Origin of the sequence: Symbioplanes lichenis (genome assembly GCF_030709675.1) — a bacterium.
Lineage (GTDB): Bacteria > Actinomycetota > Actinomycetes > Mycobacteriales > Micromonosporaceae > Actinoplanes > Actinoplanes lichenis.
In genome coordinates this window covers 1-18924 of sequence record NZ_JAUZQD010000032.1, presented here as the reverse complement: position 1 = coordinate 18924, position 18924 = coordinate 1, and the positions used below count along the sequence as shown (strand labels likewise).

Sequence of the window (18924 nt, the reverse complement as noted above, 5' to 3'; positions counted from 1 at the left end):
CGACAGCCTGGCCAACGTCGCCTTCAGCCCCCGCCGCCTCACCCCGGACGAGACCGGCAAGCTCCGCAACCGCATGGAGCAGCGCTACGGCGACCCCGGCACCACGCTCCTCGACATGGCGACCGGCACCAACGCCGCCCTGCACGCCAATCCCTTCCCCGAAGCGCCCCAGGTCCCGTCCTCGGCACCCCCGAACTCGGCGCCCCCGAACATCACGACCGTCACGCCCGCCGTGCCGACACCGGCGACCGACACCCGGGCCATGCCGGCGGAGTGGCAGCAGGCCTACGACAACGCCCCGCCCCACCAGCTGCGCACCGAGCGCTACGTCCCGGCGAAGCAACCGTTCGTCCCCGGCACCCATGAACTCGCCGGCGAGAAGACCACGATCAATTTCCAGGTACGCGAGTTCACCGCCCCCGACGGCACCCCCGTCCGCGCGTACGACCTGAATCTCGACTTGGTCTCGAAAAACGACGCCGTCACACCGCAGCAACGCCTCGACTATGGACGGGCGGTCCAGAACACCGTCAACGAGATGGTCAACGGCCGTCACACCTTCCCCGACGGCCGGCAGCTGCAAGTCAACGTCACGTTCAACACGCTCGCCTGGCGCGACGGCATGCTGAACGACTGGGAGGGTGACCCGCGGCGCAACCCCCCGATCGAACTCGTCACCGACCCGGCCGAGAGCACGCACCAGCATCAGTGGAACACCAACGACAGCGTCGCCGTCGCCGTGCACGAGATCATGCACTACCTCGGCGACAACGAGGGTTACAAGTCCGACGAGCGCCTCCTGCGCACCGAGGTCCGCCCCGGTGTCATGGGCCAGGACGTGCACAAGCTGCCCGTCTCCCGCGCCGAGGCGGAGCAGTCTGGACACCAGGACTACCTGACCGCCGCGGACCTGCGGGTGATGCAGGACGTCGCGCAGACCGCGGGCCCGGTCCGCGCCCGGCCCGTCCTCACGGATGCCACGACCAGTGTGCAGACGCCGTCCCGCGCGCCGGTCATGGTGGAGAAGGGCACGCCCACCTTCCGCGAGGCGCAGCGCCGCTACCGCTTCACCCCGCTGCCGGGCGAGCCGCGCCGGATCAACCCCCAGCTGCCGGACCGCCCACCGGCGACCGCGGGCAAGCCGGCGTACGTGGCCACGGTCCCCGCCACGGTCGGCACCGACATCGACGCGCTGATCGACCAGTACGCGCAGGCGTTCGACAACGACTCCGATCGGGGCCGGTTCGCCCTGGTCATCGGCGTGAACGGCAACACCGCCCGGGACCCGGACGCCGCGCGCGCGATCCAGGACAAGATCGACCGGGTGACGGTGGACCCGGCCGTCACCTTCCCCGTGGTGCTGACCGGCTTCACGTGGTCGAGCAGCGCGACGAGCGCCGGCGACCAGCGCAACGTCCCGTACGCCGCCTTCCGCGAGACCCTGGCCCGGCACGACGCGACCGAGAACCTGATCGCCGACCTCAACCGGCAGCCCGGCGCCGACCCGGAGAACACCTTCCTGCACATCGGCGACGGCGACGTCGAGTCGATGCGCCCGGGCGGGCAGGGGCTCTTCGACCGGGCCGACACGGTCGTCGCCGGCCACGAGAACGCCCAGATGATCAGCGGCGGCTACGACCTCGGGCCGGGGCGCGCGGACCACGACGGGCCGCCGGTCCCCGCCGACGTGCTGGCCCGGGCCCGTACGGTCAACCAGGCCGACCTGCAGGTGCGGCAGGCGATGGCGCAGCACGACAGTCGCTCGGTCTACCTGCCCGAACCGAACACGCTGCTCCGCATGCCGCCCGGCGGCCGGCTGGAGAACAGTGTCACCTTCGGCGTGCGCTCCAACGACTCGGCCGCGCTGACCTACACCTCCAAGGAGGGGCGCGGCATCGCGGAGTCGGTGGCCGCCAACCGCCCCTGGGTGCCCGACCCCGCCCGCAACTTCGCCGTCTTCGAGCCGTCCCTGGCCGTCACGACCGACGGCAAGCGGCTGCTGCGCAACTTCCCGCAGACGGGCGTCGTCCCGCAGAGCCACATCGACCCGGGCACCTGGCAGCAGCAGATCGAGAACCTCGTCGCGGCCAACCCCGAGTACCAGGGCGTCACGTCCGACCACATCACGGACCTGCGCGCCGTCGCGTTCTCCCGGGACCGGGCCACCTACGACGCCGCGGTCCAGCGGCTGACGCAGGCGCGCGGGACGGTTCCGGTCCAGCTGACCCGGATGGCCGCCGGCACCCGCCGGGCGATCCAGCAGGCGGGCGTCACCACCAGACCGGCGCCTACGAGCGACCAGGCCGTACGCACCCGCGGCACCGCTCCGGACCAGGTGGCCCGGCCGGTGTCTTCGCGGGCCGTCGACGACCTGCGGACGGCCCAGCGCGACACCGCTCCGCTGCGCGTGGCCGACACCACCGCGTACGACGTCGTGGAACTGCCCTTCGGCTCCGGCGTGCCGGACGTGGTCGTCCAGTCCTATCTGGACGCGGGCCTGGACGCGCCGTTCGACGCCCCGGCGCGGCCCCAGGTCGGCCGGGTCGAGGGCCCCGTCGCGTACGACCACCGCGTCCTCACCACCGACGACGGCCGCCGGGTCCGCGACTTCACCGTCAAGCTGCACCTTGACCCGGCCACCCCGCTGACCGACGCCGAACTGCGAGACTTCCAGCAACGCGTACGCGCCGGGGTCGACGCCACCTGGAACCGCGGCTACGCCATCGGCCCCGACGGCGACCAGCTCCACGTCAACGTCGAGTTCACCGGGCCCGCCGACGCGCACGCCACGGTCACCGTGCACGCCGAGGGCGGGCGGAGCACCCAGACCACGTGGTCGACCGGCACCACCGAGCTCGAACTGGCCCACGAGGTCGGCCACTTCCTCGGGCTCCACGACGAATACGCCGACGCGGCCCCCACCAGCCCGACGGACGCCCAGCGCGTCTTCCACACCGGCCCGGACGCCGCCCGGGTGCACCACGACAACTCGATCATGGCGACGACCCGGGAGACGGCCCGGCCGGAGGTGCTGCGCCGCCACGTCGACCGGATCGGCGCGCTCGCCGAGGACATCGCCCGCCAGGTGCCCGGGGTCGGGACACCCGAGCAGGTCCGCCGCGTCGAGCTGACCGTGCACACCCCGGACGGCGAGTCCGAGACGTTCAGGCCGGTCGGCGTCCCCGTACGCCAGAAGCTCGACGTCACCCGCACCGTCGACGACCACGGCAACGCCACGTACGACCTGGGCCGCCCCACCCTCGCGCCGTTCCCGGGCACGGTGTCCGCCGTGGCACCCGCGGCCCCGGCCCAGCCGGACCGGGTCCCGGGCGGTCTCGTCTACGCCACCCCCGGCGACCACGTCACCCGGGACACCGCGGCCGCCCCGGTCTACGCCAACCGCCCCGACCGCTATCACGTCTTCGGCCACGGCAACCAGCGGGCGCTCGAGGTCGGCCCGGCCCGCGTCTCCGCCGCCCAGGTGGCCGCCGACATCCGCGCCGACCCGGCCTGGCACGGGCAGCCGATCGTCCTGATCGCCTGTGACACGGGCGTGGACCGGGCCGACGGCTTCGCCGCCCAGCTGGCCCGCGAGCTGCCCGGCACCCGGATCGTCGCGCCGGGCGGCATCGTGTGGGCCGGCAACTCGGGCATCGCCATGGTGACCCCCACCGACGCGCTGGGCCCCGGCGACGTGCCGCTCGTCGTCACCCCGTCGGCGGACAGCCGGTTCGTCGAGTTCGTGGCCCCGGCCGAGACGCCGAACCAGGTCGATGTCACGGACCTGCCGTACGTGCTCGACACCGCGAGCCCGCTGGGCGACTTCGACGTGGACAGCCTCGCCGCCTCGGTGGGACAGCTCGCCACGAACGCGGACGCCGTCGCCACCGACATCGCCACGGTGGCCCAGCCCTCGGTCGACGCCCTGGCCGGCGTGACCACCGCCCGCGACACCGCCGTCCCGGCCGCCGAGGTGCACCAGGACGCCCGCGGCCTGCACAACGACCTCGACCAGGCCCTCACCGCGATCACGGAACGGGCCGACGAGGCGCCCGGCCTGGCCCGGGCCGCCGTGGACGCGGGCCGGTCCGACCCGGACTTCCACCAGCTGGCCCGCGACGCCGAGCAGCAGGTGCTGGCCACCGACGCGCCGGTCCGCGAGGCACTCGCCGACGCCGCCGTCCAGGCGCCCGCCGTGCGCGACTTCCGGGACGCGGCCGCCCGCGCCGACGCCCTGGCCCAGCAAGCCGCCGCCGACCTCGACCAGCTGCAGGCGTACCACGACGAGCTGGTGGCCCTGCGCGACGAGAGCCGCCAGTGGGCCGACCGCGCCGCCGAGGCCGCCCGGGACGCCGCGGACGCCCGCGCCCTGCCGCCCGGCAGCGACCAGCAGATCCGGGTGGCCGACTCGTTCCTGCGCTCGTACCAGGCGCTCCAGGAGATCGCCCAGCGGCAGGCCCGGGTGGACGCCCTCGACCGCCGGATCGCCGGGCTGGGCGACCTGCCGGCGACGGTCCGGGACGTGCGCACCGACCTGCGCGACGCCGACACGCTGGTCGACGACGCCGTGGCCCTGGAACCGGCGGCGCAGACGGCCCACGCGACCGCGATCGACCGGCTCGACACGGCCGACGACCTGCTGCGCCGCAACGAAGAGATGCTCAACGACGTCTACGACCGCGCCGACGAGCTGGGCATCACGATCGGCCCCGAGGCCGCCCCCACCCTCACGCCCTTCCGGCCGCAGGCGCCCACCCTGCCCACGATCACCGAGGACATCGAGCTCGACGACCTGACCGCGCCCGCCGGTGACCCGGACATCGGCGTCGCGATCACCACCGACGGCGACCTCGCCCTGCCCGCCGCGCTCGCCCCGCCGAACCTGCGCCAGAAGCTCCCGGACTATCTGCGGGACAGCCGCACCCTGGGCCTGGCCGAGCAGATCGGCCCTACCGAGGGTCTCGACCTGAGTGCGCTCGCCGTGCCCCCGGCCGTACGCGACCAGCTGCACTCGGATCTCCGCAACGACGTCGACCAGTTCCTGGGCGCCGGCCGCCCGTACCCGGTGGTGGTGAACGGGCGTCCCGCCGAGCTGGTCGTGACCGCCACCCTGGACTGGTCCGGCCTGCGCACGCAGAAGGCCTCGCCCGACTCCGCCAAGGCCTCCGGCAAGACCGACGGCTCCTTCACCGGCTCGGTGCGGCACACCCGCGACCAGCACTTCGAGCCCAAGGCCACGGTCACCGCAATGCCGCCGCTGGTGGCCGGCGCCGGCGCGAGCGTGCCGACCACCCCGCAGACCTCCGCCACCACCGCGCGGCGCACCGACTTCAGCACGGTCACCAGCGTCAAGGTGGACAACCAGGCCGAGGTCACGGTCCCGATCGTCGTCACCGCCACGCTCCGGGACGCCGGTGCCGCCCCGCTCGGCACCGTCACGACGACGGGCACGGTGCCGCTGCGGGTGCCCGCCGCGCTCAACGCCCCGGACCCGCTCTACGGGCCGATCCCGGAGAAGCTGCACGCCCCGCTGCCGTCCCGCTTCGGCCTGGAGAGCCTGACCAGCCACACCGATCCCGCGGCGGGCAGCTATTTCGACCAGGTCGACCGGATGCTGCGCGAGGCGGGGCTGGGCGACATCACCCGGGTCGGCGCTCCGGGGCGTACGGTGCTGCAGCGTTTCCTCTCCGACGGCAACCTGTCCGCCAAGCTCGCCAAGGCCGCCACCCACGACCCGGACGACCCGGACGCCGGCTGGGTCGACTCGGAGCCGCTGACCCGCGCGCACGAGAGCGCGTGGCGCCGCGTCATCCCCGGCCGCGACCGGGCGCTGCAGATGCGCCTGGTCGCCCGGCAGGTGCAGGTCGTCGAGACGGTCGCCGGGGCCAAGCACAGCGACGTGGCGAAGCTGTCCGTCGAGGCCGCCGACGACACCGCCGCCGACCGCCCGTGGAACGTCTGGGGCCTGGCCGGCGGCGGCACCGATGTCGCCCCGGTCTCGTTCGTGGTCGGGCCGCGGGTCTCGGGCTCGCGCAAGGGCGCGAACACGCAGAAGTTCACCGACGAGACCCGCGCCCGCGACACCCTCGAGGCGACCGGCCCGGCGGTCCGCTATCGGACCGTCTACGACCTGCAGGTACGCCCCATCGGCGGGCCCGTCCGCACGCTGACCGGCCCGGTCGAGACGCTGCAGTGGACGGCCGCGGACCGGGTGCGCGAGAGTGCCCTCGACCCGGGCGCGACGCCGTGGCGGGGCCGGACGGGCGACGCGCGCACCCACTTCGCGCCGGCGCACCTGGAGAACGGGCACTCGTTCGGCGGCGCGTACATCAACGACCTCGACGGCGGCGGCAAGCTCTACCGCGCGGTGGCCGACGCCCTGCGCAGCGTCCCGGGACACCGGGGCTTCGCCTTCAACCAGGAGACCTTTGTCAAGCAGTTCGGCGACGAGTCGCTGGCGTCCGGGCTCAGCGCCGGTGTGCAGGCGATCCTCGCTCGGGACGCGACGGCCCGCACTCATCTCTCCGACCGGCAGCTGCGCTTCCTGCTCGACCGGATCGTCGGGCCGGGCCTCGAGATCCCGCTGATGAAGAACGGCGCGCTGCACGACTACAGCACGGTCGTGACGGTGACCGGCGAGCTGTCCGACCTCTCCGACGGCGAGCTGCTCGACCGCGGCACCATGAAGACCGGCGACAAGCGCGGTCACAAGTCCGCCTTCACCGGCGGGCAGGAGAGCAGCCGCACCGGCGAGCTCTCGGTGGAGGGCCGGGTGCTCGGCCCGGTCGGCCGGGCGATCTCCACCGTGCTGGGCGGCCCCCGCGTGAGCCACACCCGGGTCCGTGGCCACGACCTCACCGTCTCCGCCGCGCACGGCTCCGACGTGCGGCACGCGCCGGGGCTGACCGCGGACGGCGAGCTCGGCGACGTGCCGATGCGCGAGTTCGCCGGCACGCTGACTGTGCGCGCCACCAGCCAGTCGAGCGTGCGGCCCAACCAGAACATGCGACAGCTGCTGCCCGGGCTGCCCGGCCGCGGCACGCCCGCCCTGGTGTCCGGCTCGGTCGTGCCGCCGCAGGAGCACAAGCTCGACGTACGCCTCCTCGTGCCCGAGCACCGGGTGACCACGACCCGGCCCGATGCCGCCCGGGCCCCGCTGCCGCGCGACCAGGAGTGGATGGCGTACGCCCCGCCGCTGAGCACCATGACCGGAGGCTTCCCGCACGGCCTGGACGGCAGCCGGGTCGAAGCCTTCCTGGGCACCGGCCACCTGCAGGACGCCGTCAAGGAGACGCTCGTCCGCGCGACCGGCGACCCGATCTTCGCCTTCCCGGACGGGCCCAACTCCGGCACGATCAGCACCAGCCTGTCGCCGGAGCGGCTCACCACCGACCGGACGCTCTTCAGCCAGCCGCTGGCGATCGACCACCTCGCCTACAGCCGCCGGTCGTCCGATGTGGCGGCCGACGTCAAGGTGCGGTTCCGCCCGTCGCGTCCGCAGGTTCTGCCGGCCGCCGAGTTCGAGCAGGTCAAGGACACCCTGGCCGGCGGCTCCGGCAGCGGCGCCAAGCGGGGCAGCTCGTGGGAGGTCTCCGCCTCGGCGACGGCCGTCACCGGGCTGAGCGGCGTTGCGCAGGACCACGGCGCGTCCAGCACCACGCCGGGCGGCGCGGTCGTCGCCACCGTCACGCCGTGGCAGCGTACGTGGGGGAACGTCCGCGAGCAGAGCGTCGCCGGCACCTCCAAGGTCAAGGTGGACGGCCGCCCGGAGCGCCGGGTGCCGGTGCGGGTCGACATCGACGCGGAGATCGTCGTCGAGGCCCGGCGCAAGGGCAACTTCGACCGGCTGGGCGTGTTCTCCGGCCCGCCGGTGCAACGGGCCGGCCAGCGGCTGACGCTCCCCGAGTCGGCCGTGGTGTGGCTGACCGAGGACGAGGTGCATCAGATCCGGGTGGAGGACGCCGCCCGGGACCGGCTGAGCGCCGAGGTCCAGCTGCAGCAGATGCACGCGAGCCAGGCCGAGGGCCAGCGCGACCGGCACGACGCCCAGCGCGCCGAGCTGGACGCGCGGCACCGGGCCGCGAACACCCCGGCCGACGTGCGGCAGCGGGAACTCGACGAGCTGCGGGCCCGTCAGGACGCCGAGCGGCGGACCATGGCCGACCGGCAGAGCACCGAGCGGCAGCTGGTCGACTACCGGCACGACGAGCGGGCCGCCGAGCTCGACCTGGCCCGGCCGCCCGCCGTCGCGGACCCGGTGACCGCCGGTTTGCTCGCGACCCCGCTGGACACCCGCAGCATCGGCATCGGCGGCATCAGCTCCGAGGTGGACCTGGGCAACCGGGTCGGCGCCGTCCGCGAGGCCGTCGCCGACGCCATCGGGGGCACTCGCGGCCGGCAGATCGCCGACGCGCTGCTGCCGAGGTCGGCGTCGGACCAGCCGCACGACAACGTACGCGCGCTCCGCGACTTCTTGTCCGACGCGCGGAACCACACGAACGCGGCGCTCAACGGCGGGCGCAGTGTGCCGCTGCGGCTGGAGGGCCGGTTCGGCGGGCACACGTACCAGGCGACGCTGAGCGCGGCCCTCGGCGACCCGGGCTTCACCGGCATCGAGCACGTCGCGGAGCTGGAGGTTGCCGACAAGACCACCGTGACGGTGACCGACACCGCCACGCGCGGGCGCACGCTCGGCGGCGTCTCGGTGACCCTGCGCGCCCAGGGCACCAACGCCGACCACCAGACGGCGGCCGAGAAGGCGGCGACCAGCGGGCACGGCGCGACCAGCGAGACCGTCGGCGGCGGCTACCAGGGCACGGCGAACCTGGACGTGCACAGCCGCGAGGAGACCGGCAAGGACGCGCTCACGTACGCCCAGTCGCTCACCGTCAAGGGCCCGGTGGCGACCTACGCCGCGACCCTCGCCCTCGACGTGACGGTGACCGGTGACGCGCTGCCGGACGCCGGGGCCACCGTGCACGACGAGCGGCCGGTCACCGTGCGGACCCATCCCGGCCCGGCCCGGATCACGGGCCCCACCGGCGTGGCCGGACCTGTGACCTCGGTGCCCGCCGCGGAGCTCACCGACGACGCCCGGGCGCAGTGGCGGTCCGCCGCCGGTCACGACACGCTGCCCGACTCGGGTCAGTACGCCGTCGAGCACGTTTGGGCCGACGCCGGGGACCTGCACCGCGCGGCCGAGCGGGCGCTGACGGCCTCCGGCGCCACCGTCGACGAGTCCACCCGGGCGGCGTTGCGCGACACGCTGAGCACCACGAACCTCAAGGCCGGGCTGCCCGCCATGCTGGCCGGGAACTTCCCGGTGCCGGTCAACCGCAAGACCGGGCGCGAGCTGTGGGTCGAGGCGCGGCTGGTGCCCCGGCCCACGTTCGCCGGCGCGGACGCCGACATCACCGTCGACAGCTCAGTCGAGGACGCCCGGTCCAGCTCGGTGACGCAGAAGAGCAGCCACGCGTACGCCGTCAAGCTGAGCGGCCCGTTCATCGCGGCCGGCGCCGGGCATCCCGGCGGGGCGAGCAAGATCGGCGACCGCCACCCGTTCGGCGCGGTCTCCGGCTCCACGATCTACGAGCAGCCGCTCTACGCCACCGACACCGAGCGGCAGAAGAAGACCACCGCCGGACTCGACGACACCAAGAACACGCTGCGCCCGGACAGCAAGTCCGACCCGGACGACAAGATGACCCGCAGTCTGTCGTACGGCGTGGAGTTCCGGATCGTCGCCCGCAAGCCCAACGGCGATGTCGCGGGCGTGGACCTCCGCATCGACGACGCGCTGGCCATCCGGATGAACGACGCGGCCGCCCGCGAGCGCACCGGCACCGACCTGCCTCCGGCGCTGCGCCAGACCGCCCTGGACGTGGCGAAGCGCGGCGAGGAGCTGGCCGCCGCGGTCAAGCGGCGCGACGGGCAGCGCGCCCAGCCAACGCCCGACGCCGCGCTGCTCGCCGACGCGGACCGGGCCGTGACCACCGCCGAGACCGCCTGGTGGGCCGCCCGCAACGCCCACGACGAGCAGCTCGACCAGGAGCGCCGCGCCGCGGCCGCCGCCCCGACGCCGCCGCTGACCGACGTGCCGCCCGCCGCCGTGGCCAAGCGGACCGCGGAGACGCCGACCGTCGGCGACCCGGTCGACGTGACGACCGGCCGCGTGATCTACACCGAGACCGACCTGCGGCTGCCCGGCCTCACCCTCGACCGCACCCACCGCTCCGACTACCGCTGGGGCCGGTCGTTCGGCGCGTCCTGGGCGTCCACGCTGGACCAGCGGATCGTCGCCGGCGAGGACGAGGTGTGGTTCCTGGCCGCCGACGGGTCGGTCCGCGCCTACCCGCTGCCCGCCGAGGGCGACGAGTCCGAGCCGGTCGCCGGTCGCGGTGCTCCGCTGCGGCGGCTGATCGGGGGCGGCTGGCTGCTCGCCGAGGGGAACGCCTGGCTGCTCTTCGCCCCGGCCGGTGCCGGCGACGCCTGGCTGACCGACATCGCCGCCCCGGACGTCCACTGGCAGATCGAGCGGCTCGGCGACGGCACACCCGTGGCGCTGCGGTCCTCGGCCGGTGTCGAGGTGGAACTCGATGTCACGGGCACCCTGGTCACCGGCGGGTTCGTGCTCCCGGGCGAGGGCCCGCCGGTCGAGCTGCCCGGCTTCCGGTACGACGACCGGCGCCACCTCGTCGGGATCACCAACTCCTCCGGCGCCGAGACCCGGCTGGACTACGACGCGGCCGGGCGCATCGCGCGGTGGGAGGACCGCAACGGCGAGTGGTTCACGTACGCCTACGACGCGGCGGGACGGTGCGTCGCCACCGACGGCCGGGGCGGCTACCTGCGCTACTCGTTCCGCTACGGCGACGACGCCACGGTCGTGACGGACTCGCTCGGTCACGTGACGCGGTACGAGTTCGACGACCGGCTGCGGGTGACCGCGATCGTCGACCCGCTGGGCGCCACGACGCGGTTCGAGTGGGACTCGGCGGGGCGGCTGGTGGCGCGTACGGATGCGCTGGGCCACGTCGGGCGGGCTCCGGGCGTACCCCCGCAAGCTTTTGATCCTGATGGTCCGGGGCGGATCGGGACGATCACGCACCCGGACGCGACGACGACCGACATCGGCTGGACGGACGAGGGCGACCTCGCGTGGATCGCCCGCCCGGACGGCACCGAACAGCAATGGCACTACGACGGCGAAGGGAACTTGGTGGAAGTCACCGATGCAACAGGAAGGGCGGTGAGACTCGAGTACGGTCCCTTCGATCTGCCCACAGCGCGGATCGACGAGATGGGGAACCGGACCGAGTTCACCTATGACACCGAGCTCCGGCTCGCCACGGTGGTGAACCCCGCCGGGCAGGTCTGGAGCTATCGGTACGACCCGGTGGGCCGGCTGCGCGAGCAGACCGACTTCGACGGGCGTACGCAGCGCTATGTGCACGACGCCGCGGGCCGCCTGGCCGAGCACACCGACGCGGCCGGCGTCACCACCCACTACGGGTACGACGCGCTCGGCCGGGTCGTGGAGCGCCGGGTCGGCGACAACGTGACCCGGCTCGCCTACGACGCCGCCGGGCACGTCGAGAGCGTGGTCAACCGGGACGCGACGGTGCGCTTCGAGCGCGACGCCGAGGGCCGGGTCGTCGCCGAGACGATCAATGGCGACACCGTCCGTACGAGCTACGACGGCGACCGGGTCGCGGCGCGCACCACGCCGTCCGGCCGGCGCAGCCGCTGGACCTTCGACGCGCAGGGCCGCCCGGAGAGCCTGGCGACCGGCGCCCACCTGCTGCGCTTCGAGCACGACGCGGCGGGCCGGGAGATCAGCCGGACGATCGGCGACCTGGTCGCGCTGCGGCAGAGCTTCGACGCGGCCGGGCGCCTCGCGGCCCAGCACATCGCCTCGGTCACGCAGGACTTCGCGTACGACGCGGCCGACCGGATCACCGCGATCGGCGACCGCAGCTTCGCGGCCGACGACGCGGGCCGCATCCGCACGGTCACCGGCGCCGGCGGGGAGACCGAGCAGTACGAGTACGACGCGGCCGGCAACCTGGTCGGCACAGGCCGGGAGCGCTGGGAACTCGACGGCACGATGCTCGTCCGATCCGACGACGCGACGTTCGACTACGACGCCAAGGGCCGCCTGGTCCGCCGGGTCGACACCGCCGGCACCTGGGAGTTCACCTGGGACGCCGAGGACCGGATGGTCGGGGCGCGCACCCCGGACGGCGAGCGCTGGCGGTACGCGTACGACGGCTTCGGCCGCCGCATCGCCAAGCAGCGCCTCGGCGCCGGTGGTGAGGTCCTGGCCGAGGTGCGCTTCGCCTGGTCCGGCGACCTCATGCTGGAGCAGAGCGACGGCACGACGACGACCACCTGGGACTACCGGCCGGACGGCTCCGCGCCGGTGGCCCAGACCGACGGCGACGCGCTGCACACGGTCATCACCGACACCGTCGGCACCCCGACCCACCTGGTGGCGGCGAGCGGTGCCCTGAGCTGGTGGTCGCGCGGTGACCTGTGGGGCCGTACCCCGCAGGGCTCGGCCACGCCGCTGCGCTTCCCGGGTCAGTACCACGACGCCGAGACCGGGCTGCACTACAACCGGTTCCGCTACTACGACCCGGCGACCGCGCGCTACGTCAGCCCGGACCCGCTCGGCCTGTCCGGCGGGCCCAACCCGACGGCGTACGTGACGGACCCGCTGCGCATCGCCGACCCGCTCGGCTTGACCAGCTGCAAGCCGGCCCAGCCCTCGCTGAACCCGGTCGCGGCGGCCAGCCCCGTGCCCGATCCGGCCACGGAGCCCACCAGCCTGCCGGCCAACGCCAACGCGCCGACGCCGGACTCGCTCTACGGCATGCCCGTTCTGGTCCGCGAGGACTACGTCGCCAGCGACGGCAACACCTACACCCGTTACGTGGAGCGGGACACCCCGTCGCCGCCGCCGCTGAGCACGCCGGCCGGCCGGATGGGCTCCTCGGCCCACACCTGGTACAGCGACGTCGCCTGGGCCCCCGCCTCGGCGCTGCGCGATCCCAACTCGACGGCCACCCGGAGCTACGACAGCGTCCGGTCGGAGATGGAGACGCTGACCGGCGGGCGCCGGCCGCGCACCGGACCCCGCAGCGACCGGAACCTGCAGTTCAACGAGCCCATGATGGGCAACCGCTCGTACAACCGGGACAGCCGGGGCCGGGACGGCATCGGCGAGGACATCGCCGCCGAGCGGGACGGCGGGCGCCGGACCGCCGCGCAGATCGCGAACTTCCTCCGCGGCTACACCAGCCTCGACTCGATCGGGAGCGCGGCCGGGCGGGACTTCGCGAGCATCGTGCAGTTCAGCGAGCGGGCCCGGGGCTACGACCAGGAAGTCAACATCCTGCCGAGCACGCTCCAGCAGATCCACAGCCTCAGCCACTCGTCGGACGCCCGGCGCTACTGGAACAACATCGGCGCCTGGTTCGGCCCGGCCCGCCGCGGTTACGCCGCCGAGGCGTACGTCCCGCCGGTCCGGCAGCCCGCCGCCGACCAGCTCATCACCGGCGAGCGCCGCCCGCAGAACCTCCAGGCCCGGGACTACCAGACGGTGACCGTGACCCCCCGGAGGTCACGCAGCCCGGAACGCCGCAGCGGGGGCAGCAGGAGGAGAGACCGCAGCCGCAGCCGGTACGGTTTCCAGGGCACACAGACCGGCACGCCGGCGCTCGACTTCGCGGCGCCGGGCACCCAGTCCGTCAACCCGGCCCCGCTGGCGGACCAGTTCGCCGCGCTCGACGGCAACCCGCAGGCGCAGGCCCAGCTGCTCGACTCGTTCCGGGACCAGCTGTCCCAGAACATCACCCTGAGCGACGGCTCGACCCTGCCGGTGCTGGCGGCCAACGTGCACGGCACGACGCCGAACACCGACGCCGACCTGCAGACGCTCAACGACGCGGACCGCAGTCACCTGCCGCGGATCCGCGACGGCCGCGCGCCGGACAACATCAACGACTGCGTGCCGATCACGCTGACGGTCGACAACTACAAGAGCACCGGGTTCCTCGCCCACGTGCCGCCGCAGACCACCCCGATGCCGCTGAGCGAGGTGACCAGCCGCTATCCGGGCCGGACGCTCAACGAGGTCAGCACCATCCGCGGCCTGATGGACGCGCTCGGCGCCATGCCGAACGGGACCAACGGCATCGTGGGCCTGCGCCCCGGCGCGCCCGGCACCACCGGGCACGTCATCAACGTGGCCAAGGACAGCCAGGGCCGGGTCACCTTCGAGGACGGCCAGAGCGGGACGCTCGCGACGCTGCCGCGGATCGACCAGGACGGCTCGGTCTTCCTGCTGCAGACGACCGACCCGGCGCCGGCGCCGGCCCTCGACAGCGACGTCGAGATGACCTCGCCGGTCGACAGCGACTCCGACGTCTCGATGGCGGACTTCGACAGCGACTCCGACGTCGACATGGGGTCGCTCGACTTCACGCCGACGCCGGTCACCTTCGCGGACATCGCGCCGGAGGCGGTCGCGAAGACCACCGCGGAGACCCCGGTCGCCGGTGACCCCATCGACCTCACCACCGGCCGGATGCTGCTGACGCACACCGACGCCGAGCTGCCGGGTCTCACGCTGGAGCGGACCTACCGGTCCGACTACCGGTGGGGCCGGACCTTCGGCACCGCGTGGGCGTCGACGCTCGACCAGCGGATCATCGTCGACGGCGAGCAGGTGCGCTACCTGGCCGCCGACGGCTCGCTGCTGACCTACCCGCTCCCGGCCGAGGGCGAGACCGCCCTGCCCGCGACCGGCAAGGCGCTGCCGCTGCGCCGGCTCGTCGGCGGCGGCTGGTGGCTCAGCGACCCGACCACGGGCCGCTCGCTGCTCTTCGCCTCGGTGACCGAGACGGAGGCGCTGCTCAGCGACGTCTCCGACGCCGGCGTGCGGTGGGCGATCGCCCGCGACCGCCGGGGTACGCCGACCGAGCTGCGTTCCTCGGCCGGCGCGACCGTGGTGTTCCGCTCGTCCGGCGGGCTGGCCACCACGATGCTGCTGCCCAACGCGGCGGGCGACCTCCTCGTGGCCGCGCAGTTCGGGTACGACGGCGACCGCAACCTGGTGTCCGTGACGAACTCCTCCGGCGACCCGGAGACGTTCGACTACGCCGGTGGGCGCATCGTCCGCTGGGAGGACCGCAACGGCGAGTGGTACACGTACACCTACGACGAGGCCGGCCGCTGTGTCGCGACCGACGGCAAGGGTGGTTACCTGCGCTACCGGTTCGACTACCAGCCGGGCCGCACGGTGGTGACGGACTCGCTCGGCGCCGTGCGCACGTACGAGCTCAACGACCGCTTCCAGGTGGTCGCCGAGACCGACGCGCTCGGGGCGACGACGCGGACCGAGTGGGACGAGGCGTACCGCCTGCGCTCGCACACCGACGCGCTGGGCCGGGTCACCGCCTACGAGTACGACGCGGACGGGCGGCCCACCGCCACGGTCCGGGCCGACGGCAGCCGTTCCACGACGACGTACGACGCCCTCGGGCGCGCCGTCTCCTGGACCGACTTCGACGGCAGCACCCGCAACCGCCAGTTCGACGAGAACGGGCTCATGATCGCCGAGGTCGACGCCAACGGTGACGTGGTCCGCTTCGAGCAGGCGGCCGAGGACGGCCGGGGCACGGCGATCCACGTCGGCCCGACCGCCATCGTGCGCAACCCGGCGCGCCTGGTCACGGCCCTGCGGACCGGGGACAGCGAGACCCTCTACACGTACGACGCGCTGGGCCGGGTGTTCAGCGTCGAGGACGAGCAGGGGATCACCGAGTTCGGCTGGACCCTCGAGGGCGACCTCGCGTGGCGGGAGAACGCCGACGGCACCGTGGAGGAGTTCCTCTACGACGGCGAGGGCAACCTCGTCGAGACCGTCGACCGCACCGGGCGCCGGACGATCCGCGAGTACGGGGCGTTCGACCTCGTGACGGCGGAGATCGACCACGACGGCAACCGCACCGAGTACGCGTACGACACCGAGCTGCGGCTGGTCACCATCACCAACCCGGCGGGCGAGACGTGGAAGTACACGTACGACCCGAACGGCCGGATGGTCGAGGAGACCGACTTCGGCGGCCGCACCCAGCGGTATGCCTACGACGCGGCGGGACAGCTGGTCACGCACACCAACGCGGCCGGCGAGGTCACGCACTACACGTACGACGTCCTCGGACGGGTCATCGAGCGCCGCACCGGCGCGGCGGTGACGCAGTACACGTACGACGCGGTGGGCCGCCTGCTGGGCGCCCGCGACGCCAACTCGGAGATCGTGCTCGAGCGTGACGCGCTGGGCCGCGTGGTCTCGGAGACGGTGAACGGCAACACGGTGGTCACCACGTACAGCGAGGAGCTGGGCTCGGTGACCGCGCGGACCCGTCCGTCGGGCGCGGTGACGCGCTGGTCGTACGACGAGTCGGGCCGTCCGGTGGCCCTGGCCGCCGGCGGGCAGCAGCTCCGCTTCGGCTACGAGGGCAGCCGCGAGGTGAGCCGCAGCTCGGACGCCGGACTGTCGCTGCAGCAGGCGTTCGACGAGCTCGGCCGGCTGACCGGGCAGCGCATCGCCGGTGTCACCGACCGGCAGTACGGCTACGACGACACCGGCCGGCTGACCGCCGTCCGGGACGCGGTGCAGGGCGATCGCCCGGTCACGGCGTCGTCGCAGCAGGACGTCCGATACACGTACGACGCCCTGGGCCGGCCGACCACCCGCACGGACGAGGACGGCGACTGGCGCCTCGAGTGGGACCACGAGGACAGGCTCGTCGCGGTCACCACGCCCGGTGGGGAACGGTGGCGCTACATGTACGACGCGTTCGGCCGCCGCATCGCCAAGCAGCGCCTCAGCGCGAAGGGCGCGGTGCTCGAGGAGGCCGTCTTCGTCTGGTCCGGCGACCTGCTCGTCGAGCAGCACCACCGGACCCGCGCCGGCGTGGTTTCCACCGTGTGGGAGTACCACCCGGGGGCGACCCACCCGATCGCCCAGGTCACCGACGGTACGCTGCACACCGTCGTGACCGACGCGGCCGGCGCCCCGATGGACGTCGTCGGCGCCGACGGCACCCGTACCGGCGACGCGGCGGCGACCCCGCTGCGGGCCGGCGGGCGCTACTACGACGCCGAGACCGGCCTGCTCTACGACCGGTCGCGTTACTTCGACGCCGCCGCGGCCCGGTTCCTGCCCTCGCCGGGCACGGCGCCGGTCCCCGCCCAGCGGTAGCTCCCAGGCCCGCCCCGGTCACCCGGGGCGGGCCTCCCGTGCAATGGAAAGGACCACCTCATGAACGCCGACGACGCCCGCGCCCGGGCGACCGCCGTGCTGCGTGAGCTCGAGGACCCGAACCGGCCGCTGGCCCTGGTCAACGCCTCGCAGCCCGGCGAGTACGAGTGGTGCTGGGTCTTCCCGTACAACACGGCCAAGGCCATCGAGACCGGCAGCTTCCTGGACTCGCTGGCGACCGGCCCGCTGGTCGTCCCCAAGAACGGCGCCCAGCCCTTCGTGGCGCCGCCGTCGCCGCCGCTCGAGCGGTGGCTCAACGAGTACGCCCAGCGCGAGGGCCTGCCCCAGGTGCCGGTGCCGCCGGCGCCGGACCCGTTCGCCTGATCTCCGCCCGGGGCGGGCGGCCGACGCCGTCCGCCCCGGTTCCTCTCCCCTTGGGGGCCTTGCATGAGTGACGCTGTCGTCCGGACGCCCTCCGATCCGCTCGACGCCCTGCTGCGCCTGGCGCTGATCGGGGAGGCCGAGCTGGATCATGTCCAGGCGGTCCTGCGCGACTCGACGGTCGACCTGGCCCACACCGGCGACGGCGACCCACTCCTGCGCCGGCCTCTCCTGCGTCGGGCCGCTGACGGCGTGCTGTGCGCCATGATCGCGACCAGCCCGGCCCACCGCGACCCGGATCTTGCCCCCGAGTGGCACCCGGTAGCCGGGGCCGACCTCCCCGCTCTTCTCGGCGACCACACGGACGTGCTGGTCAACCCGGCCGGACCCGCCCCGCTCCGCCTCGGCGCCGCATTCTTCGACCACCATTCATGACGCATTTCCGGTAAAGCCGGAATGACCAATCGGCAAGCACCGGGTAAACAGTAAAGAATGCTGGTCACGCATATCCCGGAATCCCGGTCCAACGTGGACAAGTCGCACTTCCCCAGTGGACGCGGGAAAATTCTTCTGCACGTTTCTCCCCCGCCCCTTTCCACCACGCACCCCCACCTTCTTCAATTGTCCGTCAGCACCTGTCGGGCACGGGGGAGGTCCGGATGCACCACCACGAGCACACGCGGGCGAGCACGGTCGGGCCCTGACGCCGCACCATGGTCGATTTCCACATCCCGAACGACCCCGAGTGGCAGTGGGCGTACGACGCCATCCTCTACACCACGGGTGAGGACTTCCCGGAGGCCGACCCGACCGCCCTGCGCGCGATGGGCGACGAGCTTTACACCCTGACCAGTACGCTGCTCAACGGTCAGGCCTCCACACAGAACCTGGGTTTCGCCCTGTCCGGGCACCTGCAAGGCCCGGCCGCCGACGCGTTCAACGAGTTCCAGCAGATCATCACCCGCCCCCTGCCCGACGGCGGCACGATCTCCAACGCGTTGGGTGATGCGGCGTACAACTTCGCCCTGGACTCGGAGAACACGCAGTACAACATCGTCATCGCCGCGTTCACCCAGGTCGTCGAAATCGCCATCGCCTTGTCCACCGGGTTCGGCGCGGCCGCGGTCCCGGGGCTTATCAAAATCGGTCAGGAGATTGTCAAAGCCCTGATCGACTTCCTGCGTCAGCGGTTGCGTAACCAGTTGATGCGCCTGATGTGGGAGGGCATCCAGGAAGGCCTGGAAGAGCTGTGGCAAAGCGCCGCCGCCCAG

The 18924-nt window shown here is 73.5% G+C and carries 4 protein-coding genes; all 4 read left to right on the top strand.

Annotated elements, in window-relative coordinates:
* Nucleotides 1-73: 73 nt before the first annotated feature.
* Nucleotides 74-17272 (top strand): DUF6531 domain-containing protein, encoded by a 17199-nt coding sequence (locus tag RAN62_RS40775; protein WP_305790265.1) that lies wholly within the window; start codon nucleotides 74-76, stop codon nucleotides 17270-17272.
* Between the two features lie 60 nt (nucleotides 17273-17332).
* On the top strand, nucleotides 17333-17656 hold the full coding sequence (locus tag RAN62_RS40770) for a YrhB domain-containing protein (RefSeq protein ID WP_305790264.1): 324 nt from the start codon (nucleotides 17333-17335) through the stop codon (nucleotides 17654-17656).
* Between the two features lie 63 nt (nucleotides 17657-17719).
* Nucleotides 17720-18088 carry a hypothetical protein gene (locus RAN62_RS40765; protein ID WP_305790263.1) on the top strand — a complete coding sequence of 123 codons (369 nt, stop codon included), beginning with the start codon at nucleotides 17720-17722 and terminating at the stop codon, nucleotides 18086-18088.
* 278 nt (nucleotides 18089-18366) lie between these two features.
* Nucleotides 18367-18924 (top strand): WXG100-like domain-containing protein (locus RAN62_RS40760; protein ID WP_305785764.1); only part of this gene is annotated, 558 nt, incomplete at its 3' end.